Here is a 26067-nt window from a genome sequence, read left to right on the forward strand (position 1 = left end):
CGCGGGCGACTCTCGTTGGATTGCTGCACCCTGGGGCAGGAGCCCGTCCCCAGGCATGCTTGCCTGTCTGCTGGGCGGAACGGTGCGGCTGTAGCCTGCGGCGGTGAATGAGGCGACGGTTGGTTCTCCGCAGTCCTGCGACTGGTGCGGGCGGCCCGGATCGGTGATCCAGTTCGACAGCTGGGCAGAAGACGGAACGCTCCTCTACCGTGACCCCGCCCTGTGCGCGGTGTGCGAGTTGCTTGCCGACGCCGACAGCGGCGATGTCGGAGACGCCTTCTGCCAGGTCGTGACAGACCTCGATCTTCGACTGGCGAGCTTTGAGGCCGGCTTGGCTGCCCGGTGGCGAGAGAAGGTCCGTGCCGGGCAGCGGCAGCCACAGCGAGCGGATGAACGGCCGCCGGGATGGCGCTGAGCGTCACGACTGCTGACACCGGACAGAGGCGTACACCAACGTCTACGTCCGGCCGTCGCCTCAGCTGACAGCAACTGCTGGCGTGAGTTCGGATCGAACTCCTAAAGCGGTGTTCAGAACCGCGACGCGCCACGCGTCAGTCTTCTCCGACTTGGAGCAGAGCCACGACAAACCCGTTGCCCGTGCCTGCGACCACTCCGTCGAAGGAGAACCGAGATACCGGGTTCAACCCATGGCCTGCATCCGACAGTTCGGTGTTCGTCCACCACGTGGAGTCCCGTCCCAGCAGCTTCACCACTCGCTGCGCCGCTCGATGGGCGTGCTCACGATCACGACGCAGCCGGCCGGGAAAGACCAGGTCACCCGCAGACAGGTAGGCCATGACGGTTCCCGCCTCTTCCCTGTCGATGGCCGTCAGGGCATCGGCGATGTCGGCGGGGCGGGTCGGCCCCCGAGAACCCTCGATCGCACAGGGCGCCCAAGCCTTCTGGGCATCAAGGACCAAGCCGTACACGTGCTCTTCAACGGAGCCCGCATCCCCGCTCCCGACCCGGCCGAAGACACCGTCCTCCTTGGCCAACGACTCAAGCATCACTCGCAGGTCCGCCGCGGTCTCCACGCCCGCATACTCCCATGTAACGGCAGCACCATAACGAGCTACGGAACCGTATCGACGGCCAGCTGAGCTGTCTCAGCCACAGTGCGTTCTACCGCTCCACCCGCAGAGCAGCCTCGGACGCGTCGGCGCTGATCACCTCGTCGTCGGGCCCCCGCCGTCCGAAGTGGGTGACTGAGGTTTGCGGTGCCTGCCGGTGCCGGAGCCGAGCGGCTTCGACACCGGCCCGGTCGGCGTCGGCTCATCGGCCTCGGGGTACAGGATGGCCTTGGCCTCGGCCAGGTTGGCGGCGAAGCCGTACGGCTCCCACACGTGCCCGTTCCAGCGCTCGATGGCTCGGGGCGCGTCCGGGTTCAGGTGGGACGCCCTGGGACCGTCGCCGGGGACGACGGGTACGGCACGGAGCCGGCCGATCTTCGCGTCACGGCGTTCCGCCCAGTCCTTCAGCGGCTCGTCGTCCATCCGGTGTTCCTCAGTCGGGGGGTGGGTGGTTGTGTCAGGAGGGTAGCGGCCACTGCGGGCCGCTCGGATTCCCGAGCCAGACGACCTGTTCGCCGCGGGAGACGGTCACACCGAACGCGGCGGTGCTTGGTGCGCCGTACTCCTCCCAGGTGGCGACCGCCGACTCGATTGCGTCCCAGAGGCGTCGGGGCCGCCTTGACGGACCTGCCAGCCGCTATCGGTGGCGGTGAGTACGGCGAAGGAATCGGTGACGCTGTCGAGTACGAAGGTGCTGACCGGGCCGCCGTCGACCGCCATGGAGAAGAAGCGGGCGCCCGGCGCGGCCAGCTGGGCCATGAACGCCGGTCCTGCCTCGGTGAGTACTGCCGGCCCGTACATGGCCTTCCGCCTCGTTCCGTCGGCGGGGCCCGGGACCGTTCCGAGGCTCTCCGGCGCCTCCTGCTGTCTGGCGATCATGAAGCTCGGATCGTCCTCGCTGAACCAGCCGCTCGCGCTGTCCCCGGTGACGATGAGCTTGACTAGGCCGAGTGAGCGCATCCAGCCACGCAAGGTGGTGAGGATGACGCCGCCCGGCAGTACCTGCTCAAGCCAGGCGGGCGGGATGTTGCGGAAGCCGCAGGTGGCGATCAGCCGGTCGTACGGCGCTCCGTCCCGGTGGCCGGCGCGGCCGTCCCCCACCAGCAGATGAGGGGTGTAACCGGAGCCGGCGAGAGCCTGGCGGGCGCGCCGTGCCACGCCTTCGTCCGTCTCGATCGAGGTCACGCTGTCGCTGCCGAGGCGGTGGCACATCAGGGCGGTCGAGTAGCCGGTGCCCGTGCCGATCTCCAGCACGTTCATGCCCTGCTCCGCGTCCAGGTCTTCGAGCATCCGCACCACGAGGCCCGGCAGGGTCGACGAGGAGGTCGGGGTCGCGTTGCTGATCGGTTTCGGGTCGGTCCAGTCGATGTCGTGGCCGTCGAACTGGGTCATCCATGTCTCGTCGGTGTAGACGAGCCGGAGCCACTCGTCCTGACCGATGTTCTGCGGCGTCACGGGTTCCCAGGTGGTGACGCCGGGTGCGTCGCTCTCCCGGTAGAAGTGCGGGATGAACAGGTGGCGGGGCACCGCTTCGACGGCGGCTCGCCAGCCCGGCGACCGCAGCCGGCCGTCCTTCTCCAGTTGCCGGGCGAGCCGAAGCCGTAGACCGGCTGCGGTTGTCTCGATGTCGGGCTCACCGGCCACAGATGCCTCCTTCCAGCAGATCGGCGAGTGCGGCGGTCATGGGCAGACCGGTCGGCGGCTCCATCCATGCCCACTGCCCGGAAGGATTGCACTCGATGAAGACCCATTCGCCGGAGTCGGTCAGAGCGAAGTCGAACGCCCCGAAGACGAGCCCGAAGTGCCTCAGGTAGGCACGCATCGATCGCTGCACCGCAAGCGGTGCGGGAAGTGGGGTGTACGTGTGAGTGCTGTAGTCCGTCCGCCAGTCGAGTAGGCCGGAGTCGATCCGCACGGCGAAGATCTGCTCGCCGATCACGGTGACCCGGATGTCGGCGACCTTGTCCACGCGCTTCTGGAAGAGGTGCAGGGTGCCGGCGATGGAGTCGTCGATCTCGTCGGCGCTCACCTCCGTCACTGGGACGGTCTGGGCCTGGCCGTCGACCAGGTAGAGCGGTACCGAGATCGGCTTGAAGATGGCCTGCTCGTGTTCCTTGATGAAGGCCCGTGCGTCGTCGGGAACATTGGTGATCAATGTCGGCGGCACCATGAACCCGGCTGCTGCCGCTGCGGCAAGTCCCGCCGGTTTGTATTCGGCGTCGCCGATGCGGTTGGGGTGGTTGACGTAGAGGCAGCCCGGCAGGGAGGTCAGGATGCCGCCGAGCCCGTAGCGGGCCTGGGCCACGGCGAACCGTTCGTCCTGCTTGTCGAGGTGGGGGAACGCGAACCCGGAGGGACGCCGGTAGTACATCGAACGCACGGCGCCCAGCTCGGCTTGTCGGCTCGGGGTCTGCACGCTTCCTCGCCAGCTGTCAGTGTCGTCGCCGATGGCGGCCGAGCACGTGAGGGTGGCCGGGAAGTCACCGGAGTCGAACCGCACGACCGGGACACCCCGGTCGTGCAGCTCGGCGATCACGAAGTCCGCGGTCGGGTCGTCGAGGTTGGTGACGACCATGACCGGACGATCGTTGTTCGGCTCCGGAGTCACTGGTCGGTGTCGTTTCCCGTGTCGCTGTCCGGGGAGTCGCTGTTGCGGTCCCCCTGGCCGGTCGTGCCGGTCTTGGGGTTCGTACCGGAGGACGTGCCGTGGCCAGGGGACATCGTGGGGGCGCCGGATGCGTCGAAATACCGGGCGGTCTGCGTCGCCGGGTCCAGCTTCACCGTCGCGTAGCCGGAGTCCTCGACGGGCGGGTACGGGGCGATCCGACGCAGGCCCCATGGGGCGACGGTCAGGTGTCCCTGCGGCAGCGGGCTGCCCGTGGGGAAGCGATCCATGTGGTTGAACACGGTCTTCCTTTCAGTGTGGGAAGTGGCTGAGTGGTGACTGCCTTGCATGCCCGCCGGACGCCTGCGACCTCGGTCTGCCCAGCGGGGGCGGTGAGCGCCGGTCGGCGTCAGGCGAGATCAGACCGGCGTCAGAACTTGCCGCCGTAGGCCATCGAGCACGCGTCTGAGCAGAGTTACTTCCGGCTCTCCGGCTTCGACTGCGGCTCGGCCCTCCTCGTACCAGCGGCCGAGACGCCGCTGCCATGCGATGTCCGCTCGATGGGCCTCGGCGCGGATCTCCCCGAGCGCCAGGTCGGACTCCATGTGCAGCCGGAGGAGATCGGCAGGTGTGATGCGCAGTGGCTCGGCGAACACCGCCGAATCGGGATCGCCCGCCGGTCTGAGGGGACTGAGGGTGACTTCCACGCAGGCGTCCGGGCTCGGATCGTCCACCAGTTCGTCGGACTGCATCAGACGCAACGAAATACGGGGCCTCAGCATGCGACCGGTGTTTCCGTGGCCGGCGCCTCCAGCTCGGCCCATACGACCTTGCCCCAGCGCTTTCGGTCGTAGCCCCACCGCCGGCTGAGGGCCTCGACCAGGAACAGCCCGCGCCCGCCCTCCGATTCGTCGTCGGGGTTGCCCAACTCGGGAGTGTCCCGGCAGCTGTCTGCGACACCGATGCGCACCACGCCCTCGGCCGGACGCGTGACCCGGACCCGGACGACACGACACCGCGTATGACGGACGGCGTTGTTGACGAGCTCGGCGACGACCTGAACCCCGTCCTCGGCCAACTCGCCTATGCCCCAGGTGTTCAGAGCGGCGGAAACGAGCAAGCGCGCTCGGCGAGCGGATTCCGGCTCGCACGGCATCGTCTCGGTGTAGCCGGGGGCACCGGTCGCTGTCGGTCGGGCTGCGGTCATGGTCACGAGAACATCCCTCCGAGGGTGGGCCGCCCGCCCCGTCGACGGGGTGACGACGGAGCGGGCTCTCCTCCACGCCGCCGGGAGGAAGGGGGAATCGGGACCTCCCGACGGGCGATGACCAGTCAACGACCTGGAGCAGGAGGGGAACAGGAAAGGTCGCTCCCTCGCAGGTCGCCTCGAACCGGAAGACTTTACGGTCCCGTGACCTGAGGGCTGGTTCACTCGATGCCACGGGTCTACCGTCGGTGACATGGCAGCGAACGCCATCCTGAAGAGCCGGATGGACGAACTCGGGCTCACACAGGAGGAATTGGCCGGCCGGATGAACACCGCACTGGCGGAGATCACCGGCCGACCCGGCGATATCTCCGCCCGGACGGTCCGGAACCTGCTGAGCGGAACCTCACGCCGGCCCATCGGACGTACGTGCGTCGCTCTGGAGCGGGTGTTCGGCTGTCCGGTCGAGGACTTAGGGTTCAGCGCACCACGCACCATGCACCATCCGCAGGAGGAGGATCCCGTGCGGCGTCGCACCTTCATCGCCTCGGCCACCGGGACCGCAGCCGCCGCCGTCCCTCTGGTCGCCCAGCGCCGTACGGTCGGCATGTCGGACGTGGCACGCGCCGCTGCCGGAATGAACGCGCTCGTCGAAGCCGACGACCGCCAAGGCGGCCACTCGGAACTGGAAAAGGCGGCCGCCACGGGCCGCAATGGCGTCCTGGAATTGCAGCAGCGCAACGCCAGTGAACGCGTCCGCCGAGCCTTGTACGCACTGGCCGCCGAATACACCACCATCGCGGCCTGGTCCTGCATCGACGCCCGCAACCTCGACCAGGCGCAGAAGTACCTGAACGAATCCGCGACGTACGCCGGCCTCTCCCAGGACGGCCCCACCGAGATGCGCGTCTGGGTCAACCTCTCCATGCTCGCCTACCAGCGCCACAACTGGCCCGAAGCACTCGCGGCAGCACAAGCCGCGCAAGCTTCCTACGCAGCTCGCCGGGACCCGTTCTTCGACTCACTGGGCCGGGTCCGCGTCGCCCTCGCCTACGCGGCACTCGGTGACGGACGGGCCGGCCTGCGATCCCTCGGCTCCGCCCAGAACACCTATACCAAGGTGGCGGAGCGCGAACGTCCGCGCTGGACGGCCTTCTACGGCCAGGCCGATCTCGACCACCTCGCCGCCGTCGTGCAGTTCAACAGCGGACGCCCCGCTCACGCCGAGGCCATGGCCCACCGTGCCCTGGCCAAAATCCCGGGTCCCTTCCGGCGCAACAGGGCACTCGCAACTGCCCAACTCGCACTCGCCCAGCTCCACCAGGGCGACGCCGAGCAGGGAACGGCCACCGCCGCCGACGTGTTCACGATCATGGACGGCGACCCCCTGCCCGGCCGCATGCGCACCCTCATCGGCGACTTCCACCGGGGCCTGTTCGTCCGGGCCTCCTCCGCCTCCTACGCCCGAGACTGGGCAGACCGCATGCGCACCGAATGGAGTCGAGCGTGACCGACCTGCGTCATTTCCAGAACGGAAACCTCCCCGAAGGCTTCCGTCAGATGCTCATCGACGTACACGCCGACGCCTACGCAGACCAGATGGACGACCCCTTCCACCAGCGCTTCGCCTGGTTCGCCGACCACTGGTCCGGTATGGACGGCTTCTCTTGCGTCGTGGCCTACGACGGAGATGAACCAGTCGGCTTCGCCTACGGCGCCCCGCTCACGCCCGGCCGCGAATGGTGGCGCTCCACCGGATACCAGCCGAACAACGGCTACTCCGCCACCTACGCCGTGTCCGAGGTCATGGTCCGCCCCCACTGGCGCAAGCAGGGAATCTCCGAACGACTCCACGAGGCGCTGCTGAAGGAGCGAACGGAAGACCTCGCCGTACTCCTGGTCGACGTAACCCACCCCAAGGTGCAGGCCCTCTACGAGACATGGGGCTACGCCAAGGCCGGCGAGCAACAACCCTTCGCCGACTCACCGGTGTACGCCGTCATGGTCAAGCAGCTCCGAGCCTGACGCAGAAACCTGCCGTTCTGAACTCACCCCGCCCAAGATCCACAAGGTCGTCAGCCGGTGAGTTACACCTTTCTCTACAGGTTCAAGGCGGCTCACTCCGCTCCCCGCGCGCGGCCCGGCCCCCGGCCGAGCCTGCGCTCCTGTCTGTCTCCGCCCCGCTCTAGCCCGGCCAGCGTCCGTGCCGCGCGCACAGCAGTCAGCCGCTTGACGTCAAAGAAGGGGTTCGTCGTGGCTGGGGCGGCCGGCTCCACGGCTTTACGGAGCCACTTTGGCGCGAGCCTCGAAGATCATGGCCCCAACGTCGTGCTTTACCGGGCAGGTCCACAGACTGCCCTACGCGCCAGAAGTTTACGGGGCCATGATCACTCGCGCCAAAGCAGCGCCACCCCAAAGCCGCTCCGTAAGTTGTTTGGCGGTCCGGAAGAGTGGGGTGTGGCTCTAAAGTCGCTTGCCCCCGGTGGCTCCGGTGGAGTGGCCGCCCCGCTCTTCTGGACGCCCAGGCCGCTGATTGAGATGTGCGAAACGGTCGCTGCTTACGGAGCTGACGGCGGGGTGTCCTCGGACCAACAGCACGCTGTCTGCAGCCCGAGGAGACCCCACATGACGACACAGAGGCCCCGTTTATTGGTCGGTATCGACGCCAGCAAGGCCCACCACTGGTGGGTCGCCATCGACGACATGGGCACCACCGTCTGGAGCCGGAAAGTCAGCAACGACGAGGCCGCCATCCTGGCCGGCCTGAGCGAGGTGCTCGCACTGTCCAGCGAGGTTCGATGGGCAGTGGACCTCACTGGCACCGCACCGGCCCTGCTGCTGGCCATGCTCGCTGACCACGGCCAGCCGGTCGTCTACGTGCCCGGTCGGACGGTCAACCGCATGTCCGCCTCCTACCGGGGCGAGGCCAAGACCGACGCCCGCGACGCCTACGTCATCGCCGATGCCGCCCGCATGCGACGGGACTTCGCCCGCGTCGAGGTCCCCACGAACCTCGCCGCTGACCTGGCACTGCTCACTACCCATCGCTCCGACTTGATCGCCGACCGGGTCCGGCTACTCAACCGCCTCCACGACGTGCTCACCGGCATCAGTCCCGCCCTGGAAGCGGCCTTCGACTACGCCGACCACAAGGGCGCCCTCGTCCTGCTCACCGGCTACCAGACCCCCGCCGCCCTACGACGCTGCGGCCAGACCCGCCTAACCCGCTGGCTCACCGCCCGAAACGTGCGCCACCCCGAAACGGTCGCCGCCACCGCCCTCACCGCTGCGCACGCCCAGCACATCCAACTGCCCCGCCAGGACACGGCCACGGGCATCACCGCAGACCTCGCCGCGCAGATACTGGCCCTGGACGAACAGCTCAAGCAGCTCGACCGGAGGATCAGGGACGCTTTCCACACCCATCCGCAGGCAGCTGTCATCGAGTCGGTGCCCGGCATGGGGCCGATCCTGGGAGCTGAGTTCCTCGTTGCCGCGGGCGACCTGACGAGCTACCCCGACGCCGGCCATCTCGCCTCCGCCGCCGGCCTGGTCCCGGTCGCCAAAGACTCCGGTCGTCGCACCGGCAACCTGCAGCGCCCCCAGCGCTACAGCCGCCGCCTTCGCCGCGTCTTCTCTCTCTCCGCCCAGACCAGCATCATCCGCGACGGCCCCAACCGCACCTACTACCTCAAGAAACGAGCCGAAGGCCACAAGCACATCCCCGCCGTCATCGCCCTCGCCCGCCGGCGAGTCGATGTTCTATGGGCCCTGCTCCGCGACAACCGGCCCTTTACAACCACACCACCGGCGAGGGCGGTTGCCTCCGCGGAAGGTTGAGCCCGCCGGCTGTGCATCACAGTCGCGCGTTGAGGGTCATGAACGCGCGGCGCTCGATGAAGTGTCCAAAGGTCGGTTCGGGCAGCCCGCTCAAGAGGTCCACTCCGCACATGTAGAGCTCTGGACGATTCGATAGCAGCTCGAATTCGCGCAGCGCATCGTCGAAAGCACAGATGACGCCCGGCTCGGACGCGGAGTCGATCAACAGGACGTGATCGTGGGCGCCCATAGGAGTCATTCTTGCCCACTCCACTGCCTCATCATCTGAGACGCCATGAAGCCCGAGGGATCGACACGGCAGGTCTCGCCAGTCGATGCCATGGCCCGCCCACGGGAGGGTGCAGAGGTAGGCATCGAACGCTGAAGCAAGCTCGACCGTGCTGATCGATGCATCGTGATCCGCGATCCAGCGGGAGACCTCTTCAGCACGCACACGCGCAGGCTAGTCGAGCCGACCTCGGCGGACCATCGACGTCAGTCAGCTCTGGACCAGGTGGTGCTCCTCGACGTGGGCAACCATGCTTGACTGAGTCATTAAGACTCCACCGACCTACGGGTCAAAATCGCTCCGTGGCTTCACATCAAAGATATACCTGCAACACATCTACCCCAACCAGCACATATGCGTTGCTCTCGGCCCGCGAACATTTGCATCGTCCGGAGTAAATGCAATATCGACCCCCGGAGCCAAGTAGCTCCAATCTTCCTCCACTTGAAGATCTCTCAAGTGAAAAAAGTAGTCCCTCCCCCACGACTGGACGAATCCGAACGCTCTCTCCTGGACTAGGTTCTTAACCACCCCAATTCGCCTTTTGAGGAGGTCCGGATCAATAGACCGAAGACGGTCTTTCAAACGTGCAGAAAAGTTGTCGCAACTGGAAACAATGTAATCATCGTCTACCTTCTCTCTTAGGTCGGCACTAAGCTCACTGAGCTGCAGAAGGCGATCTGTGGATTCCCCTGTCAGCATCTCCACTCTTCCGGTTTCCGCCAGGTCAACGGCTGCTTCGATCATCTCGACCGCGGCACCGACCTCAGCGCATTCCAGGCTCCTTTTAGCTCCGTATACGGCAGCTCTTAGGCCCATCACAAGCGCCACCGAGCCATCGGAATTAGCGGGTCGGAGGGTGAGGGCATGCGCTGCACTAGCGATAGCAGAACCGAAGTCGTGCAGCTGGATGTGCGCCCAGGCGATCTGAATGATTACGGCAGGAGGAACCTGTTCCGTGTGCACAGCCTTTTGGAGAAGGTTGAGCCCCAGATCGAGATCCATCCCCTCGTCCACGAGAAATGCACCGTAAAGATAGTTGAGAGTTGGCGAATCCGGCGCAAGTTCGTGAGCACGCTCATAGGCCGCGCGTGCCGAAAGCATGTCTCCCCGTGCTGTCTGAATAAATGCCTCGACTCGCCAAGATTCATGATATCCGGGAGCGAGCTTCTGGCCTTCACGACAACTCAACAAGGCTGCATCGAAGTGACCACGCTCATATCGCCGAAGAGCCTCTCGCAGAATACGGGCAACACTGAAGTCGCCGGGACCCCTAATGTCGATCGTGTTCGGGTCGTATGGTGAAGCAGTGCTTTCAGCTTGAAGAGTCACACCAAGCAATTTCAGCAGCTTACTACGATTCTCGAACCATTGACGTTCGTCGGCTTTCACTGCATGACGCTTGTTGAGATACTGCTTACCAAAGTCGGTAAGCTCGTAAGTCGTCTCAGAAGTCTGCCCGATAGAAGCTCCCTGCATTTGTACGAAATTTGTTGTCATCAGCTCAAGTAGGCTTGACTGAATTAAACTGGCTGAATAGTCGTTAAGGAAAGCCAACTCTGCCTGACTGCGACGCCCCGGGAGCACCTGCATCGAGCGCAATACTGATTTTGCTTCATCACCTAGATACTCATAAACATTGGACATGCAAAAGTCTAGGACGAGATCATTCTTATGTAGTAGTTCTTCAGGGCGCCTGCCGGCCTGCACTCCCGCAACGAACCATCTAATATAGGCGGGGTGCCCTTTCATTGATTTCACCATCTGCGTGATGGCGGGAGCGGGGATACCTTGCAAGGCCTGCACACCACGTACGCGCGCCAAAGCGCGAAGAAGCCGCGCCGAGTCCTCGTCCGACAATGGTTCCAGAGAAACGGGATTCTCAATGCCGAGGCCGATCCTGCTCGTAATGATGACTTTGCTCCCCATGGGGAGATCAAGCAGAAACTGTCGCAGGCGCTGATCCAGAACGGTCTCTAGGTTATCGAGAATTAGGAGGACTCGAAAATGTTCCAAATAAGATAGGACCTCTTCCATCGGATCGCCTGATTGTCCCGCGCCCTCTCCTCCTAGTTGTTCTGCTGCGGAAGCGAAGAGACCCAAAGAGTTCTCGATTGCCCCACTAATGCGCTGAATTTCATTGACTGTGAGAATCGTAGCCTTTGCGGTAACCCAAACGAAGGCATCGAACTTGCTCTTTGGATCGTCAAGCAGCTCATAAGCCGCTTTCAAGGCGACGGAGGTTTTACCAATGCCTCCATCTCCGAGAATAGAGACAACTGGATAGGCCCCTTTGATGGCCTTCTTGATTCGATCTACTTCCTTTCGCCGACCGAAAAATCCAGTTTCATCAAACTCAGGTGCTGGCAGATTGTGCAGGGGGGCCTCGTCTGGGTCTGAAACGAGACTGATGGTTAGCCCGAGCACGTAGGACGGATCGTCTTCCAGTCGCTGAAGCGTCTCGCAAACCTGTGGCCAGTCCCCCCGTGAATCGACACAGATATCCTTGGCGACGTCATACACAGTTGCCAAGTCGTCGATTTCCATCGGCCTCGTGTGGGCGACTCGGTTGCGAATCTGCGTGACCTTAGACAAATGAGGTGCAAAGAGTCTCAGAGACTGCTGAAGGCTATCTGGAAGTCGATTCTTGATTCCGCTCAGCACTTCGTAAGATTCCGCGAAATCTAGATGGGGGACTAGAGCTGAAACGGTAGGCGACGATGAACCAGGAACATCACGAGCGCGCCGTTTCTGGGCCTTTTCGTAACGCTCTACATGAAACAGTCCCAGAGGGTCGTCGCTCTCGTCGGTGGCGGTCAGAATCGCGTTACGTAGATCTTCTTCAATGGCTGCGAGCAGCGCGAAAGACGTCAAACGCGTAGCCGTAGAGCTCATGGCGCCCCCTGGTTGTCCTCGCCAATGGGGCATGGGCCCCTGCGTTAAATTCTATGCACAGCTACGTGCCAAATGGGAGATGAGCGCCTAAACTCCTCGTCGCTACCCATGGGTAGCGATCAAGAGTGCACGTGTCACACCAGTCGCATGCTTGGCCGTTCCACGTGAGGATCGAAAGGGAGACCTTGATCCGCCGACGCCTCGGAACGTAGTGCGACCGGGCCGCAACGACCAGCCACCTGACGGTGGGTGAAGCGCCCGACCTGACGGCACCGTCTCAGTTGCCTTCTCATTCAGCACGGTTCACCGACGATCAACCGGGGCCACAGGCTGTGAACTGGTAGCCAACCGCCCATGAACGCAGGTGAACACTCCTGCTCGAGCGCCACGTTGAAAAGCGTGGTGGAGGCCCGAGCTTCGGCAGGCGTCGGACCGTGCGGATGTCAGGGCTCGGTTGGGGTTCGCCGTACGCCGGTGCATGCCACCAGTGCGCTGCCGTCCTGATTGAGGAACAGCACGAACGTCCAGGCCCCATCGGCTTCCCTGATCTGGCCCAGCCGGACCGGTCCGCCGTAGCGGCTGAGGCGTTGCACGGCCTGCTCCAGCCCCGTCGTCTCAATGCCCTTCCGCAGGGTGAGCCTGAGTCGGCGGCCGTAGATCCTGGCGAGTGACTCGGCGGAAGTTGTGCCGTCCCACACAACATGAGATGCGCCAGCACAGAGAACAGCTAGGTCAGCCACCGACGCTTCGTCGTCACTGCCCAGCAGTTGTTCGAGTCGGTCCCGCTCCACGCCCTCACCCCCGGCCACGATCGTGTGGTACAGCAACCAGGTATAGCAACCGCAAGCAGCCCCCACCGGCCGCCATGTCCATCCCCGCTGCCTCTATGGCCCTCAATGACTGATCTCTGCAGAGCTACGGATCAGAAGGTTGTGAGGGGGGCGGAGCCGTTCGGCATCCCGGGACCCAGTGGTCCGGGGCCCCTATCTGGCCACCCCCTTGGCCGCCGTGGTCTTCAGCGAGAACATCGAACCGGCTCATCTCTGCCACGGAAGCTAACAGCCCCCACTGACAACGCCCTTGTCTCTGTGGCCGGCGCCCTGGCAGACGTGCCAGAACCGTGCCAGTTCGTGCGGGAAGCCACGGGGAACACCGGGGAGCGCAAGCTGCGGACGTCAGGCGTCGACACCGCTGCGCCGCAGGTCAGCAAGTTTCTCGCCCCTGAAGCACCCAAGCTTCCCAAGCTGATGGCCGCAAGCCCGCGAGTAAAGATCGCGTTGACGGCGATCCCAGCCCCGCTCATGGCATTGACCGGTCCGTCGCGTCGCCTCACGTTGATCCGCGTGACGTGCACCGTCGATCTTGCAGGCTCCGCTCCGGCAAGTGCTTCTACCGGCACGGCCGGTGCCGTCTTCCTCATCCTGGTGGGAGTCGGCCTGCTGTGCAGAGGGACTGTCATCGCCACCGACTACAAGAAGGCGGCGTCCCGCCTCTACGCGAAGGCGACGAGTACGCAGCGGAACAAGGCGGCCCGTGTCTATGGCGGCCCTCCGGCGGGGCCGTCGTACCTCAGAGTGATCGGATTCTTTCAGATCCTCGGCGGCACCGGTGTGGCTGCTGCCGGCGTCTACTGCCTCAGCCGTTAGTCGGTACGGGGTGATGCCCGAGCTGTTCCGCTGACGTCCAGGCGCCGTCGTTGAGAGGCTGGGGGCATGCTGCTGCCGCCAACGCATGGGAAGGCCGAACTCATCGAGGTCGTCCGCATCACCGACCCCGTCAGGCACCTCGGTTCGGAGGACCTGGCCGGCGACACTGCCGCGGTCTGGGAGGGAGACCAGGCCCGGCAGGCCCTGTCCCTGATCGCCGACCTGCCGGGAAGCGAGCCGTACCGCTGCTTCCTCCCGGGCTGGGGAATCCGGGCGCACGGCTCCACCGGTTTGCTCTTCGAGATCGCCTTCTGCTTCCGCTGTCACGGTGCCCGTCTCTGGGGGCCGGGTCTTCCTGTCGAGCAACAAGGCCAGACCTTCGACGCAGAGAGCCCGGCCGCACTTGAACTGCTCCACCGATTCCGCGCCTGCCTGCCGGACTGATGACAGGTCCCGGCAGCTTCGGGACGAAGAGGCCGCCGTGCCACCGCCGTACCAGGCCGGCGGGTGCATCCGTGTCCGCCGTCTCGGCCGCCCGAAGGGGCAGTTCACCGGCCCGGCGCCGCGCCTTTTCTCCTGGGCGCTCGCCCGTTTCCGTTGCCGTAGCGGCTGGGCGGCTGCCGCGGAGGTTCGCGGTGGGATGCGCGTCGGCCCGCGGGAACTCCGCTCGGTGGTTCCCGCGGCTCAGCACCGTTTCCCGGGCTCACGTGTCCTGGCGCCCCCGCACCGGAAAGAGCATGCAGCTGCTGGTGGCATGGGCCAGCAGTCGGTCCTCGGAGTCCAGGAGCTGGGCCTGGGCGAGGGCGGTGCGGCGGCCGCTGTTGAGGACGGTGCCGATGGCGCGGACCTTGCCGGTGTCGACGGTGATCGGGCGCAGGAACTTCAGGGTCAGGTCGATCGAGGTGTACCCGGTGCCCTGGGGCAGCACGGACTGCACCGCGCAGCCGGCCGCCGAGTCGAGGAGCGTGGCGTAGACGCCGCCGTGGACGCTGCCTATCGGGTTGTAGTGCTCCTCGCCCGGCACCAGCGCGAAGACCGCCCGGCCGTACTCGGCCTCCTCCAGGGTGATACCCAGGGCGGCCGTGATCGGCGGTGCGGGCAGGCGCCCGGCCAGGATCTCGCGGAGGAAGCCGAGACCGCTGTGGTGCGGGACGGCGTCGGCGGAAACCGCGGGGTCCTCCCAGCCGAACGTACGTGATCTGGACCCCTGCCCGGGGTGGAAGTCGAGTGTCAAGACAACTCCTCGTAGTGGGTGATCCGCGCCCGCCGTGGGCGTCCCGCTGTGGGCGTCTCGCTGTGGGCATCCCGCTGTGGGCATCCCGCTGTGGGCGCCCCGCCGTGGTCGTTGCGCAGGGCGTCTCAGGCGCCGTCGGGTTCGGGGGCGTCCGGGCCGACGCGGATGAGACCCGGGCCGGCGTCGACGTACGACTCCCTGAGCCGTACGTCGTGGCCGTCGTCGCAGCGCAGCACCGCGTGCACCGCGGCGCCGCAGTCCCGGTGGCGTACGACCAGCGGGGGCCCCTGTTCGTCCGTGGCCCAGGTGTCGCCCCACTGCCGCAACGCCGTGAGGACGGGCAGGAAGTCCCGGCCCTTCTCGGTCAGTTGGTAGGCGTACCGGGTCCGCTGGCCTGGTTCCTGGTACGGCACGCGCTCCAGGAGCCCGGCTGCGGTCAGTTCCTTCAGGCGCGCCGAGGCGGCGGGTTCGCCGATGCCCACGCGCTTGGCGAAGTCGTCGAACCGGCGGGTGCCCAGGAACGCCTCGCGCATGATCAGCAGCGCCGTCCTGGTGCCCGCGATCTCCAGCGTCCGGGCGACGGAGCAGTTGGCCATGGACCAGGCGTCGCGCTCCTGCAGCAGGTCCGTCATCTCTTCACCCTCCGCCTGACTTGCCTCGTGCGAAGCCAGCCTATAGCGTCACCGCTGACTTCTGCAATCATAAGTCAGCTCGGGTCGTCGAGGGCGCTGCCGCCCGCTGCCCGCAGCTCGGCCGAGACGAGGACACGATGGTTTCCACCCCTTCCCCCGCCCCGGGCCGGCTCAAGCCGACCGACCGGCAATCCGGCGACCGGCTCCCCTCCCGCCAGCCCTCCCGGCGTGCGGCGGCCGTCACCCTCGTCGCGATGTGCCTGGGCGCCATGACGACCTTTCTGCTGATCACCGCATCGGTGTCGGCGCTGTCGGCCATCCAGGACGACCTGCACGTCTCCCCGACCGGCCTCGTCTGGATCCCCTCCGCGTACACCCTGCTCGTGGCCAGCCTGGTGATGTCCGCGGGCACCATCGGCAACCTCTACGGCCGCAAGCGCGCCTTCCTCGCCGGCGCCGCGGTCATGATCATCGGGTCCCTCACCGTCTACACCGCGGGTTCGACCGGAGGCGTCATCGCCGGCCAGCTCGTCTCCGGCCTCGGCGGCGCCCTCATCCTGCCCAACAGCCTGGCCATCCTGGGGGCCGCCTTCCCTGACCCCCACCGGCGCACCGAGGTCGTCACGGCCTGGGCGGCCGCCTCCGGCATCGGACTCGCCGCCGGCCCGCTGATCGCGGGCACCCTGCTGGACCACTTCCACTGGAACACGGTCTTCCTGTCGACCGCCGCCCTCGCGGTCGTCACCATGGCCGCCGCCGTCTTCGTCGCCGAGTCACGCGGCCCCGCCGGCAAGCTGGACATACCGGGCCAGGTGCTGGCCGCCCTCGGTATCGCCGTCCTCGTCTACGCCCTCATCGAAGGCGGACACGACGGCTACACCAGCCCCCGGATCCTCGTCGCCTGGTTCGTCGCGGCCGCGGCCCTGAGCGGTTTCGTCCTCGTCGAGCGGGCCGCCCGCACCCCCATGCTGGACATGAGCCTGTTCCGGTCGGCGTCGTTCAGCGCCGTCATGTTCGTCGCGGCCGTCTCCCTGTTCGGCTTCACCGGGGTGGCCATCCTCTCGGTGCTCTTCTACGAGCGCGTCCAGCAGCTCTCCGCCCTGGACGTCGGCTGTCGGCTGCTGGCCTTCTTCGGCGTCTACGTCGTCGTCGCCTACGCGACCGGACGCGTGATCCGCCGTACCGGCTTCAAGCTCCCGCTCACCCTGGGCTTCCTCGTCGGAGCCGCCGCCACGGCCGGATTCACCACGCTGGAGCCGACCACGCCCTATGCCCGGGTGTGGTGGCTGTACGTGCTCTTCGGCGCCGCATCCGGGATGGTGGCCGCGCCGAGCACCGCCGCCGCGCTGGTCAGCGTCTCCCACGAGCGCGCCGGCATGGCCTCCGGAGCCGTCAACGCCTTCCGGCAGATCGGCTCCGTCACCGGCTCCGCCCTGCTCGGCGCTCTGCTCGCGAGCCGGCTCCAGTCCCGGCTGCCCGACCGGCTCGACGCCCACCACGTCCCCCGGGCGGCCTGGCCCGCCGTCGAGCACGCCGTCTCCACGGGCACCGGCGGTCACGGGGCGACCCCGCCGAACGTGACTGCCGCGGTCGGCGACGCCTTCACCTCCGGCGTCCACGTCGGCATGACCGTCGTCGCCGCCGTGTTCCTGTGCGCGGCCCTGGTCTCGGCCCTGCTGGTACGCAACCGGCCGCACCACATCAGCGGCACCGCCACCGCCACGACGAACTGACGCGCGACGCGGACCCGCCCGCGGGCGTGCTCCGGCACCGAGGCCGGCCGGAGCCCGCGCCGCCGCGGGCCGGCCTCAGCTCACCAGCCCCAACTCCCGCGCGATCAGCATCCGCTGCACCTCGCTCGTGCCCTCCCCGATCTCCAGGATCTTGGAGTCGCGCCACATGCGGGCCACCGGGTACTCGTTCATGAAGCCGTAGCCGCCGTGGACCTGGGTGGCGTCGCGGGCGTTGTCGACGGCGATGGTGGAGGAGTACAGCTTGGCGAGGGCCGCCTCCTTCTTGAAGGGCTCGCCGGAGACCAGGCGGGAGGCCGCGTCGCGCCAGGCCAGACGGGCCGTGTGGGCCTTCATCTCCATGTCCGCGATCTTGAACTGGATGGCCTGGTTGGCGCCGATCGGGCGGCCGAAGGCGTGCCGTTCCTTCGCGTACTTGACGGACTCGTCCACACAGCCCTGGGCCAGGCCGGTGGCGAGGGCGGCGATGGCGATGCGGCCCTCGTCGAGAATGCGGAGGAACTGGGCGTAGCCGCGGCCCTCCTCGCCCAGCAGGTTGGCGGCGGGGACCCGGACGTCGGCGAAGGACAGCTCGCGGGTGTCGGAGGCGTTCCAGCCGACCTTGGAGTAGGGGGCGGCGACCGTGAATCCGGGCGTGCCCGAGGGGACGATGATGGACGAGATCAGCGGCTTGCCGTCGGGCTTGCGGCCGGTGACCGCGGTGACCGTCACCAACCCCGTGATGTCCGTCCCCGAGTTGGTGATGAAGCACTTGCTGCCGTTGATCACCCATTCGTCGGTGGCGGGGTCCAGGCGGGCGGTCGTACGCGTGGCGCCCGCGTCGCTGCCGCCGTCCGGCTCGGTGAGGCCGAAGGCGCCCAGGAGTTCGCCGGAGCAGAGGCGCGGGAGCCATTCGCGCTTCTGGTCGTCGGTGCCGAAGAGGTGGATCGGCATCGCGCCGAGGGAGACTCCGGCCTCCAGGGTGATCGCCACCGACGAGTCGACGCGGGCCAGCTCCTCCAAGGCGATGCCGAGCGCCAGGTAGTCGCCGCCCATGCCGCCGTACTCCTCGGGGAACGGCAGGCCGAACAGGCCCATGCGGCCCATCTCGCGGACGATCTCGTACGGGAACTCGTGCCGCTCGTAGAAGTCGCCGATCTTCGGCGCCACGACGTCGTGCGCGAACTCCTCCACCGTACGGCGGAGTTCTTCCAGTTCGGGGGAGAGGCGGTGGTCCATGGTCGTCACTCCTGGTGGGAGAGGGCGCGGACGGTACGGGACGGGCTGGGTCGGCCCAGTTGTTCGGCCATCCACACGCTGGTGGCGGTGAGTTTGCCGAGGTCGACTCCGGTCTCGATGCCGAGGCCCTGGAGCATCCAGACCAGGTCCTCGGTGGCGAGGTTGCCGGTGGCGGACTTGGCGTACGGGCAGCCGCCGAGCCCGCCGGCGGACGCGTCGACCGTCGTCACGCCGTGTTCCAGGGCCGCGTAGGTGTTGGCGAGCGCCTGGCCGTAGGTGTCGTGGAAGTGCACGCCGATGACGTTCGTCGGCACGCCCTCCTCGTTGAGCAGGGAGAGCAGTTCGAGGACGTGGCCGGGGGTGGCCACGCCGATCGTGTCGCCGAGGCTCAGCTCGTCGCAGCCCATGTCGCGCAGCGCCTTGCAGACCCTGACCACCTGGTGGAACGGGACGGCGCCCTCCCAGGGGTCGCCGAAGCACATCGAGACGTAGCCGCGGACATGCACGTCCGCGTCCTTCGCCTGCCGGACGACCGGGTCGAAGACGGCCAGGGACTCGTCCAGCGAGCGGTTGAGGTTGGCCTTGGCGAAGGACTCGGTGGCGCTGGCGAAGACGGCGACCCGGCGGGCGCCGAGGGCGAGGGCGCGGTCCAGGCCGCGCTGGTTGGGGACGAGGACGGGCAGGGCGATGCCCCGCAGATCGGAGAGTTGCGGGAACAGGTCCTCCGCGTCGGCCAGTTGGGGCACCCACTTCGGGTGCACGAAGCTGGTCGCCTCGATCGTGGTCAGGCCCGCGTCGGCCAGGCGGTGGACGAACTCGGCCTTCACCGACGTCGGTACGGCCGTCTTCTCGTTCTGCAGGCCGTCGCGCGCGCCGACCTCGTGGATCCGGACCCGGGCGGGCAGATCGGTGGCCGGTACGACCATGGGGAGGGCGCTCTCCGGGGTGGTCATGCCGTCTCCTCCTCGTGCGGGGCGATCACGGCCAGCACCTGGTCCATGGCGACCGTGGCGCCGGGCTTCACGTCGAGTTCGGCGACCGTGCCGGCGTGCGGGGCGGAGATGACGTGCTCCATCTTCATCGCCTCCACCACCAGCAGGCTCTGCCCGGCGGTCACCTCGTCCCCTACGGCGACCTTCACGACGGTCACCGTGCCGGGCATCGGCGCGGTGAGGGAGTCGGCGCCGGCGTGCGCGGTGCGGCTCAGCGAGGCCGCGACGGGGTCGTGGTCGCGGACCTGCCAGGCGTCGCCGTCGCGGCCGATCCAGTCGGCGGCGCGGTGGAAGGTGTGGCGGACGCCGTCCACGGTCACCGACACGCGGTCGGCGGTGACGGTGTGCGTGCCGTGCGGGGCGTACTCCACCGGGTCCTGCACCCGGAGGTGGAAGCCGACCGGCTTGGGCGTACCGCCGAGGCGCCAGCCGCTGGGCACGGAGAAGGGGTCCGTCCAGCGCCCGTCCGCCGCGACCGGCTTCAGCGCCTCCAGCCGTACGGCCGCCGCCGCCTCGTACACCTCGTCCGGGACGTCCGTGGAGACCAGGTCGGCCACCACCCGCTCGACCAGGCCCGTGTCCAACTCGCCCGCCACCACGGCCGGATGGGCGAGGAGGCGGCGCAGGAAACCCGCGTTGGTCTGCACGCCCAGCGTGACCGTCTCCGCGAGGGCCCGGCGGAGCTTCCTGAGCGCCGTCGCGCGGTCCGGGCCGTACGCGATCACCTTGGACAGCATCGGGTCGTACAGGCTGCCGACCTCGGTGCCCTCGCTGAGCCCGGAGTCGGTGCGGACGCCGTCGCCGTGCGGTTCCCGCAACAGCAGCACCGTGCCACCGGTGGGCAGGAAGCCGCGCGCCGGGTCCTCGGCGCAGATCCGGGCCTCGACCGCGTGCCCGGTGAGCGTGACGTCGGCCTGGGCGAAGGGCAGTCGCTCTCCGGCCGCCACCCGCAGCTGCCACTCCACCAGGTCAAGACCCGTGACCAGCTCGGTGACCGGGTGTTCCACCTGGAGGCGGGTGTTCATCTCCATGAAGTAGTACGACGAAGGGTCGCCGCCCGGCACGATGAACTCCACCGTGCCCGCGCCGACGTACCCGCACGAGCGCGCCGCCTGCACCGCGGCCTCGCCCATCGCCGCCCGGGTCTCCTCGTCGAGGAGCACGCTGGGCGCCTCCTCGATCACCTTCTGGTGCCGGCGCTGGAGCGAGCACTCGCGCTCGCCGAGGTGGACGACGTTCCCGTGGCCGTCGGCCAGCACCTGGATCTCGATGTGCCGGGGCCGGTCGACCCACCGCTCGACGAGGAGGGTGTCATCGCCGAAGGAGGCACGGGCCTCGCGGCGTGCGGCCGCGATCTCCTCGTCCAGGAGGCTCAGGTCCCGCACCAGCCGCATGCCCTTGCCACCGCCGCCGGCGGACGGCTTGAGGAGCACCGGGGCACCCAATCGGCGGGCCGCGTCGGCCAGTTCGGGGTCACGGCCGCCGGGCACCACCGGCACCCCGGCCGCCGCCACCGTCTCCTTGGCCCGGATCTTGTCGCCCATCAGCGCGATCGCATCCGCAGGCGGGCCGATGAAGACCAGCCCGGCCTCCTCGCAGGCCCGCGCGAAGGCGGCGTTCTCGGCGAGGAAGCCGTACCCCGGGTGGACCGCCTGGGCACCGCTCACCGCGGCCGCCTCCAGCAGCCGCTGCACCGACAGATAGCTCTCGCCCGCCGGCGCCGGACCGATCCGGACCGCGGTGTCGGCCTCCCGGACGTGCCGGGCGTCCGCGTCGGCGTCCGAGTACACGGCCACCGAGCGCACGCCCAGCGAGCGCAGCGTACGGATGACCCGGACGGCGATCTCGCCCCGGTTGGCCACGAGTACGGTGTCGAACACGAGTCCCCTCCTCACATCCGGAAGACGCCGAACTGGGGCTCACCCAGGGGCGCGTTGCCACAGGCCGTCAGTGCCAGGCCGAGCACCTGCCGGGTGTCGAGGGGGTCGATGACCCCGTCGTCCCAGAGGCGGGCGGTCGCGTAGTAGGCGTTGCCCTGGCGTTCGTACTGGGCGCGGACGGGCGCCTTGAAGGCCTCCTCGTCCTCGGCCGGCCAGTCCTCGCCGCGGGACTCCAGCTGGTCCCGCTTGACGGTCGCCAGCACGGACGCGGCCTGCTCGCCGCCCATCACCGAGATCTTGGCGTTGGGCCACATCCACAGGAAGCGGGGGGAGTAGGCCCTGCCGCACATGGAGTAGTTGCCCGCACCGTACGAACCGCCGACGACGACGGTCAGCTTCGGGACCCTCGTGCAGGCCACTGCCGTGACCATCTTCGCGCCGTGCTTGGCGATGCCGCCGGCCTCGTAGTCCTTGCCGACCATGAAGCCGGAGATGTTCTGCAGGAACACCAGGGGGATGCCGCGCTGGTCGCACAGCTCGATGAAGTGGGCGCCCTTCTGGGCGGACTCGGAGAACAGGATGCCGTTGTTGGCGACGATGCCGACCGGGTGGCCGTGGATGCGGGCGAAGCCGGTGACGAGGGTCTGCCCGAACTCGGCCTTGAACTCGGCGAACCGGGAGCCGTCGACGACCCGGGCGATGATCTCGCGGACGTCGTAGGGGGTGCGGGAGTCGACGGGGACGGCGCCGTAGAGGCCGTAGGGGTCGGCCTTCGGCTCGGCGGCCGGGGTGACCTCCCAGGGCAGGGAGCGCCGGGCCGGGAGGGTGGCGACGATGTTCCGGACGATCCTGAGCGCGTGCGCGTCGTTCTCGGCGAGGTGGTCGGTGACACCGGAGACGCGGGAGTGGACCTCGCCGCCGCCCAGCTCCTCGGCGGTCACGACCTCGCCGGTGGCCGCCTTCACCAGCGGGGGGCCGCCGAGGAAGATCGTGCCCTGGTTGCGGACGATGACCGCCTCGTCGCTCATCGCCGGGACGTAGGCGCCGCCGGCCGTGCAGGAGCCGAGGACGGCGGCGATCTGCGGGATGCCCGCCCCCGACATCCGGGCCTGGTTGTAGAAGATCCGCCCGAAGTGGTCGCGGTCCGGGAAGACCTCGTCCTGCATGGGCAGGAAGGCGCCGCCGGAGTCGACGAGGTACACGCACGGCAGGCGGTTGTCGAGGGCCACCTCCTGCGCCCGCAGGTGCTTCTTCACGGTCATCGGGTAGTAGGTGCCGCCCTTGACCGTGGCGTCGTTGGCGACGATCACGCACTCGCGCCCGCCGACCCGCCCGATCCCGGCGATCACGCCGGCCGCCGGGGCCGCCCCGTCGTACATGCCGTCGGCCGCCAGGGGGGCCAGCTCCAGGAAGGGGGAGCCGGGGTCGAGGAGGGTGTCCACCCGGTCCCGGGGCAGCAGCTTGCCCCGCGCGGTGTGCCGGGCCCGCGCCTTCTCGCCGCCGCCCAGGGCGGCCGCGGCGAGCTTGGCGCGCAGCTCGTCCACGAGGACGCGGTGCGCCTCCTCGTTGGCCCGAAAGGCCTCCGACGCGGGGTCCGCCGCGCTCGTCAGCTCCGGTGCCTGGTCCATGCCGCGATCCCCTCACTTTGTTAATGAGCGTTAACGCATTTCCCTCAGGTTAACGACCGCTAACCTCCCTGTCTAGAATTGCCTTCATGGTCACGAGAACCGACGCCCCGACCCGCCGCGAGCAGATCCTCAAGGAGGCTGCCCGGCTGTTCGCCGAGCGCGGCTTCCATGGTGTCGGTGTGGACGAGATAGGGGCCGCGGTCGGCATCAGCGGGCCCGGTCTCTACCGGCACTTCGCGGGCAAGGACGCGATGCTCGCGGAGCTGCTGGTGGGGATCAGCGGGCAGCTGCTGACCGGGGCCAAGCGCCGCCTGGCGGAGGCCGACGGGGGTACCGCGCCCGCGGCGGTCCTGGACTCCCTCATCGAGGGCCACATCGACTTCGCCCTCGACGACCGTCCACTGATCACCCTGCACGACCGGGAGCTGGACCGCTTGCGCGACAGCGACCGGAAACTGGTGCGGCAGCTGCAGCGGCAGTACGTCGAGCTGTGGGTGGAGGTGGTCCGCGGCGTCTACCCGGCGCTCGCGGAGCCCGCGGCCCGCTCGGCGGTCCACTCGGTCTTCGGCCTCCTCAACTCGACCCCGCATTTGGGCCGACCGGGTTCCCTGCCGGGGCGGGGGGCGACGGCAGTGCTGCTGCACCGGATGGCGAGGGGCGCGTTCGGGGCGGCGGCGGAGGAGCGAGGGTGAGGGGCCGCCCCTTGAATCCGCCGCGACGGCGATCGGCCGCGACGAGGGTGCTCGGCGGTGCCGAACCGCTTGAATCCGCCGCGACGGCGATCGGCCGCGACGAGGGTGCTCGGCGGTGCCGAACCGCTTGAATCCGCCGCGACGGCGATCGGCCGCGACGAGGGTGCTCGGCGGTGCCGAACCGCCTCGGGCCGGTTCGGCACCGCCGGACTGCGCCGCCGTGGCCGATCGCCGTCGCGGCGGGATTTTGGTGGGCGGTGAGTTGAGGGGTGCGGCCGACCGGTTCGTGCGCGGCGAGTCGGGGCGCGGCGGATCGCCCCGTGCGTGGCGGCGTGACGAGCGTTACCCCCCTCGCTCCCCTTTCCGCCCTGGACCCGTCGGCTACCCGCCGGTACCTTGGGGTCTGAGCAAGCGCTTAGACATGCCGGAGTCCGTGGAGGTGGCGGCCGTGCGCCGTACGTTGTTCAACGAGGATCACGAGGCGTTCCGGGAGACCATCCGCGCCTTCATCGAGGCCGAGGTCGTACCGGTGTACGACGAGTGGTTCGCGGCAGGCCAGGCCCCCCGGGACTTCTACTACAAGCTCGCCGAGCTCGGCGTCTTCGGTATCCGCGTCGACGAGGAGTACGGCGGCGCCGGCATCGACTCCTACAAGTTCGAGGCCGTCCTGTACGAGGAGACCGCCCGTGCGGGCGTCGCCTTCGGCGGCTCCGGCGTGCACGTCCTGCTCGGCCTGCCCTACATAAAGCTGCTGGCGACCGACGAGCAGAAGAAGCGGTACCTGCCGAAGTTCGTCTCCGGCGAGGAGATGTGGGCGATCGCGATGACCGAGCCGGGCACCGGCTCCGACCTCGCGGGCATGAAGACCACCGCCAAGCTCAGCGAGGACGGCACGCACTACGTCCTCAACGGCGCCAAGACCTTCATCACCGGCGGTGTGCACGCCGACCGCATGATCGTCTGCGCCCGTACCGCGGCGCCCACCAAGGAGGACCGCCGGCACGGCATCTCCCTCTTCGTCGTGGACACCAAGGCGGAGGGCTACTCGGTCGGCCGCAAGCTCGACAAGCTCGGCCTGAAGACCTCCGACACCGCCGAGCTCGCGTTCGTCGACGTCAAGGTCCCGGCCGAGGACCTCCTCGGCGAGGAGAACAAGGGCTTCTACTACCTCGGCCACAACCTCGCCTCCGAGCGCTGGGGCATCGCCTTCGGCGCCTACGCGCAGGCCAAGGCCGCCGTCCGGTTCGCCAAGCAGTACGTGCAGGAGCGCGTCGTCTTCGGCCAGCCCGTCGCCGCCTTCCAGAACACCAAGTTCGAGCTGGCCGCCTGCCAGGCCGAGGTGGACGCCGCCGAGGCCGTCGTGGACCGCGCCACCGAGGCCCTGGACGCCGGTGAGCTGACCCCCGCCGAGGCCGCCAGCGCCAAGCTGTTCACCACCGAGGTCGCCCACCGCGTGATCGACCGCTGCCTCCAGCTGCACGGCGGCTACGGCTTCATGAACGAGTACCCGATCGCTCGCCTGTACGCGGACAACCGCGTCAACCGGATCTACGGTGGCACCAGCGAGATCATGAAGACGATCATCGCGAAGGACATGGGCCTGTAAGGTCCCCGCAATTACCGGCCAGTAGAAAAGGTGCCATGGACGAGGCACTAAGTGATCTTCTCGATCTGCTCGACCTGGAGCAGATCGAGGAGAACATCTTCCGCGGCCAGTCCCGGTCCGCCGTCGTCCCGCGCGTCTTCGGCGGGCAGGTGGCGGCCCAGGCGCTGGTCGCCGCCGGACGCACCGTCCCGGCGGACCGGCACGCCCACTCGCTGCACGCGTACTTCCTGCGCCCCGGCGACCCGGGCGCGCCCATCGTCTACACGGTCGAGCGCCTCCGCGACGGCCGCTCCTTCACCACCCGGCGCGCGGTCGCCGTCCAGCACGGCCGGCCGATCTTCGCCCTGTCGGCCTCCTTCCAGCTGGACGAGGAGGGTCTCGAACACCAGACCCCGATGCCGCCCGCGCCCGACCCGGCGACCCTGCCCACCTCGGCGGAACGCCTCCGCGGCTACGACCACCTCGATCCGGCCGTCGTGGAGAAGTTCATTGAGGCCCGCGAGGCCATCGACCTGCGCTACGTCGAGGAGCCGCCGTTCGGCAAGTACGGCGAGCCGCGCGAGCCGCACAGCCAGGTGTGGTTCCGCACCAACGGCAAGCTCGACGACGACCCCCTGCTGCACGTCGTCCTCGCGACGTACGTCTCCGACATGACCCTCCTCGACTCCGTCCTGCTCGCGCACGGCCGCGGCGGCTGGGCGGTCGGGGACGTGGTGGGCGCCTCCCTCGACCACGCCATGTGGTTCCACCGGCCGTTCCGCGCCGACGAGTGGCTGCTCTACGACCAGGAGTCCCCGTCCGCGCACGGTGGCCGCGGGCTCGGCCAGGCCCGGATCTACACCCAGGACGGTTCACTCGCCATTTCCGTGATCCAGGAGGGTGTGGTCCGCGTCCCCAGGTAGA

26 protein-coding genes are annotated in these 26067 nt (G+C 68.1%); 10 read left to right on the forward strand and 16 right to left on the reverse strand.

Going from position 1 to position 26067, the window contains the following annotated elements:
* Positions 1 to 103 precede the first annotated feature (103 nt).
* On the forward strand, positions 104 to 415 hold the full coding sequence (locus tag SSP29_RS36400) for a hypothetical protein (RefSeq protein WP_145968989.1): 312 nt from the start codon (positions 104 to 106) through the stop codon (positions 413 to 415).
* Between the two features lie 136 nt (positions 416 to 551).
* Here the strand turns inward: SSP29_RS36400 and SSP29_RS36405 are convergent, their stop codons facing one another.
* The 7 genes from SSP29_RS36405 to SSP29_RS56965 form a co-directional block, all read right to left on the reverse strand.
* Positions 552 to 1034, reverse strand: a complete 483-nt coding sequence (locus tag SSP29_RS36405) for a hypothetical protein (protein ID WP_089105189.1) — start codon at positions 1032 to 1034, stop codon at positions 552 to 554.
* A 132-nt stretch (positions 1035 to 1166) separates the two neighbouring features.
* Positions 1167 to 1493, reverse strand: coding sequence for a DUF6087 family protein (locus tag SSP29_RS36410; protein WP_089105190.1), 327 nt, complete (start codon positions 1491 to 1493; stop codon positions 1167 to 1169).
* A 105-nt stretch (positions 1494 to 1598) separates the two neighbouring features.
* On the reverse strand, positions 1599 to 2714 hold the full coding sequence (tgmC, locus tag SSP29_RS36415) for an ATP-grasp peptide maturase system methyltransferase (RefSeq protein WP_245883435.1): 1116 nt from the start codon (positions 2712 to 2714) through the stop codon (positions 1599 to 1601).
* Positions 2704 to 3645 (reverse strand): ATP-grasp ribosomal peptide maturase, encoded by a 942-nt coding sequence (tgmB, locus tag SSP29_RS36420; protein ID WP_089105191.1) that lies wholly within the window; start codon positions 3643 to 3645, stop codon positions 2704 to 2706. Before tgmB ends, tgmC begins: the two co-directional genes overlap by 11 nt.
* A 29-nt stretch (positions 3646 to 3674) precedes the next feature.
* Positions 3675 to 3977, reverse strand: coding sequence for a putative ATP-grasp-modified RiPP (gene tgmA, locus SSP29_RS36425; protein ID WP_089105192.1), 303 nt, complete (start codon positions 3975 to 3977; stop codon positions 3675 to 3677).
* Between the two features lie 117 nt (positions 3978 to 4094).
* Positions 4095 to 4427 (reverse strand): phage tail protein, encoded by a 333-nt coding sequence (locus tag SSP29_RS36430; protein WP_150135581.1) that lies wholly within the window; start codon positions 4425 to 4427, stop codon positions 4095 to 4097.
* Between the two features lie 23 nt (positions 4428 to 4450).
* Positions 4451 to 4882 carry an ATP-binding protein gene (locus SSP29_RS56965; protein ID WP_089105357.1) on the reverse strand — a complete coding sequence of 144 codons (432 nt, stop codon included), beginning with the start codon at positions 4880 to 4882 and terminating at the stop codon, positions 4451 to 4453.
* A gap of 253 nt (positions 4883 to 5135) precedes the next feature.
* Between SSP29_RS56965 and SSP29_RS56970 the strand changes: the two genes are divergently transcribed.
* The 3 genes from SSP29_RS56970 (at position 5136) to SSP29_RS36450 (ending at position 8722) form a co-directional block, all read left to right on the forward strand.
* On the forward strand, positions 5136 to 6392 hold the full coding sequence (locus SSP29_RS56970; RefSeq protein WP_089105194.1) for a helix-turn-helix domain-containing protein: 1257 nt from the start codon (positions 5136 to 5138) through the stop codon (positions 6390 to 6392).
* A complete protein-coding gene (locus SSP29_RS36445; RefSeq protein ID WP_089105195.1) occupies positions 6377 to 6907 on the forward strand; it encodes a GNAT family N-acetyltransferase in 531 nt (176 codons plus the stop codon). The genes SSP29_RS56970 and SSP29_RS36445 overlap by 16 nt, the downstream gene beginning before the upstream one ends.
* Before the next feature lie 600 nt (positions 6908 to 7507).
* Complete coding sequence (locus tag SSP29_RS36450) at positions 7508 to 8722, forward strand: IS110 family RNA-guided transposase (protein ID WP_089105196.1); 1215 nt, start codon at positions 7508 to 7510, stop codon at positions 8720 to 8722.
* 16 nt (positions 8723 to 8738) lie between these two features.
* On the opposite strand, the gene SSP29_RS52630 is transcribed toward SSP29_RS36450, so the two are convergent.
* From SSP29_RS52630 to SSP29_RS36465, 3 genes are all read right to left on the reverse strand, one after another.
* Entirely contained in the window at positions 8739 to 9155 is a 417-nt protein-coding gene (locus tag SSP29_RS52630; RefSeq protein WP_145968990.1) for a hypothetical protein, read from the reverse strand.
* A gap of 171 nt (positions 9156 to 9326) precedes the next feature.
* The gene (locus SSP29_RS36460; RefSeq protein ID WP_245883437.1) at positions 9327 to 11864 is read right to left on the reverse strand and encodes an NB-ARC domain-containing protein; all 2538 of its coding nucleotides are present in this window, start codon (positions 11862 to 11864) and stop codon (positions 9327 to 9329) included.
* 464 nt (positions 11865 to 12328) lie between these two features.
* The gene (locus SSP29_RS36465; RefSeq protein ID WP_150135586.1) at positions 12329 to 12712 is read right to left on the reverse strand and encodes a hypothetical protein; all 384 of its coding nucleotides are present in this window, start codon (positions 12710 to 12712) and stop codon (positions 12329 to 12331) included.
* A gap of 303 nt (positions 12713 to 13015) precedes the next feature.
* Here SSP29_RS36465 and SSP29_RS36470 point away from each other — a divergent pair, with 303 nt between their 5' ends.
* On the forward strand, positions 13016 to 13531 hold the full coding sequence (locus SSP29_RS36470; RefSeq protein WP_145968991.1) for a hypothetical protein: 516 nt from the start codon (positions 13016 to 13018) through the stop codon (positions 13529 to 13531).
* Positions 13532 to 13597: 66 nt separating this feature from the next.
* Positions 13598 to 13975, forward strand: coding sequence for a hypothetical protein (locus SSP29_RS60290; protein ID WP_150135587.1), 378 nt, complete (start codon positions 13598 to 13600; stop codon positions 13973 to 13975).
* Between the two features lie 259 nt (positions 13976 to 14234).
* Here the strand turns inward: SSP29_RS60290 and SSP29_RS36480 are convergent, their stop codons facing one another.
* Positions 14235 to 14765 (reverse strand): PaaI family thioesterase, encoded by a 531-nt coding sequence (locus SSP29_RS36480; RefSeq protein WP_245883439.1) that lies wholly within the window; start codon positions 14763 to 14765, stop codon positions 14235 to 14237.
* A 125-nt stretch (positions 14766 to 14890) separates the two neighbouring features.
* Entirely contained in the window at positions 14891 to 15397 is a 507-nt protein-coding gene (locus SSP29_RS36485) for a winged helix-turn-helix transcriptional regulator (protein ID WP_089105201.1), read from the reverse strand.
* A gap of 137 nt (positions 15398 to 15534) precedes the next feature.
* Here SSP29_RS36485 and SSP29_RS36490 point away from each other — a divergent pair, with 137 nt between their 5' ends.
* Positions 15535 to 17130, forward strand: coding sequence for an MFS transporter (locus SSP29_RS36490; RefSeq protein ID WP_089105202.1), 1596 nt, complete (start codon positions 15535 to 15537; stop codon positions 17128 to 17130).
* A gap of 75 nt (positions 17131 to 17205) precedes the next feature.
* Here the strand turns inward: SSP29_RS36490 and SSP29_RS36495 are convergent, their stop codons facing one another.
* Genes SSP29_RS36495 through SSP29_RS36510 form a run of 4 tightly spaced genes read right to left on the reverse strand, consistent with a single transcriptional unit; the run spans position 17206 to position 22866 of the window.
* Positions 17206 to 18366: an acyl-CoA dehydrogenase family protein gene (locus SSP29_RS36495; RefSeq protein WP_089105203.1), complete on the reverse strand. Its 1161-nt coding sequence runs from the start codon at positions 18364 to 18366 to the stop codon at positions 17206 to 17208.
* 5 nt (positions 18367 to 18371) lie between these two features.
* A complete protein-coding gene (locus SSP29_RS36500; RefSeq protein ID WP_089105204.1) occupies positions 18372 to 19319 on the reverse strand; it encodes a hydroxymethylglutaryl-CoA lyase in 948 nt (315 codons plus the stop codon).
* Positions 19316 to 21238, reverse strand: a complete 1923-nt coding sequence (locus SSP29_RS36505; RefSeq protein WP_089105205.1) for an acetyl-CoA carboxylase biotin carboxylase subunit — start codon at positions 21236 to 21238, stop codon at positions 19316 to 19318. Before SSP29_RS36505 ends, SSP29_RS36500 begins: the two co-directional genes overlap by 4 nt.
* A gap of 11 nt (positions 21239 to 21249) precedes the next feature.
* Positions 21250 to 22866 carry a carboxyl transferase domain-containing protein gene (locus SSP29_RS36510; RefSeq protein ID WP_089105206.1) on the reverse strand — a complete coding sequence of 539 codons (1617 nt, stop codon included), beginning with the start codon at positions 22864 to 22866 and terminating at the stop codon, positions 21250 to 21252.
* 86 nt (positions 22867 to 22952) lie between these two features.
* On the opposite strand from SSP29_RS36510, the gene SSP29_RS36515 reads away from it, so the two are divergent.
* From SSP29_RS36515 to SSP29_RS36525, 3 genes are all read left to right on the forward strand, one after another.
* The gene (locus tag SSP29_RS36515) at positions 22953 to 23558 is read left to right on the forward strand and encodes an SACE_7040 family transcriptional regulator (RefSeq protein WP_089105207.1); all 606 of its coding nucleotides are present in this window, start codon (positions 22953 to 22955) and stop codon (positions 23556 to 23558) included.
* 448 nt (positions 23559 to 24006) lie between these two features.
* Positions 24007 to 25164 (forward strand): acyl-CoA dehydrogenase family protein, encoded by a 1158-nt coding sequence (locus tag SSP29_RS36520; protein ID WP_089105360.1) that lies wholly within the window; start codon positions 24007 to 24009, stop codon positions 25162 to 25164.
* A gap of 35 nt (positions 25165 to 25199) precedes the next feature.
* Complete coding sequence (locus SSP29_RS36525; RefSeq protein ID WP_089105208.1) at positions 25200 to 26066, forward strand: acyl-CoA thioesterase; 867 nt, start codon at positions 25200 to 25202, stop codon at positions 26064 to 26066.
* The last annotated feature ends 1 nt before the right edge of the window (position 26067 follow it).

The sequence above is a fragment of the Streptomyces hyaluromycini genome (assembly GCF_002217755.1).
Lineage (GTDB): Bacteria > Actinomycetota > Actinomycetes > Streptomycetales > Streptomycetaceae > Streptomyces > Streptomyces hyaluromycini.

Bases quoted from the DNA above. Each gene is read 5' to 3' on its own strand.
- SSP29_RS56965 (WP_089105357.1), bottom strand. From the start codon at position 4,882: ATGACCGCAGCCCGACCGACAGCGACCGGTGCCCCCGGCTACACCGAG.
- SSP29_RS36450 (WP_089105196.1), top strand. From the start codon at position 7,508: ATGACGACACAGAGGCCCCGTTTATTGGTCGGTATCGACGCCAGCAAG.
- SSP29_RS36510 (WP_089105206.1), bottom strand. From the start codon at position 22,866: ATGGACCAGGCACCGGAGCTGACGAGCGCGGCGGACCCCGCGTCGGAG.
- SSP29_RS36430 (WP_150135581.1), bottom strand. From the start codon at position 4,427: ATGCAGTCCGACGAACTGGTGGACGATCCGAGCCCGGACGCCTGCGTG.
- SSP29_RS36485 (WP_089105201.1), bottom strand. From the start codon at position 15,397: ATGACGGACCTGCTGCAGGAGCGCGACGCCTGGTCCATGGCCAACTGC.
- tgmB (WP_089105191.1), bottom strand. From the start codon at position 3,645: ATGGTCGTCACCAACCTCGACGACCCGACCGCGGACTTCGTGATCGCC.
- SSP29_RS36515 (WP_089105207.1), top strand. From the start codon at position 22,953: ATGGTCACGAGAACCGACGCCCCGACCCGCCGCGAGCAGATCCTCAAG.
- SSP29_RS36445 (WP_089105195.1), top strand. From the start codon at position 6,377: ATGGAGTCGAGCGTGACCGACCTGCGTCATTTCCAGAACGGAAACCTC.
- SSP29_RS56970 (WP_089105194.1), top strand. From the start codon at position 5,136: ATGGCAGCGAACGCCATCCTGAAGAGCCGGATGGACGAACTCGGGCTC.
- SSP29_RS36495 (WP_089105203.1), bottom strand. From the start codon at position 18,366: ATGGACCACCGCCTCTCCCCCGAACTGGAAGAACTCCGCCGTACGGTG.
- SSP29_RS36490 (WP_089105202.1), top strand. From the start codon at position 15,535: ATGGTTTCCACCCCTTCCCCCGCCCCGGGCCGGCTCAAGCCGACCGAC.
- SSP29_RS60290 (WP_150135587.1), top strand. From the start codon at position 13,598: ATGCTGCTGCCGCCAACGCATGGGAAGGCCGAACTCATCGAGGTCGTC.
- SSP29_RS36525 (WP_089105208.1), top strand. From the start codon at position 25,200: ATGGACGAGGCACTAAGTGATCTTCTCGATCTGCTCGACCTGGAGCAG.
- SSP29_RS36500 (WP_089105204.1), bottom strand. From the start codon at position 19,319: ATGACCACCCCGGAGAGCGCCCTCCCCATGGTCGTACCGGCCACCGAT.
- SSP29_RS36410 (WP_089105190.1), bottom strand. From the start codon at position 1,493: ATGGACGACGAGCCGCTGAAGGACTGGGCGGAACGCCGTGACGCGAAG.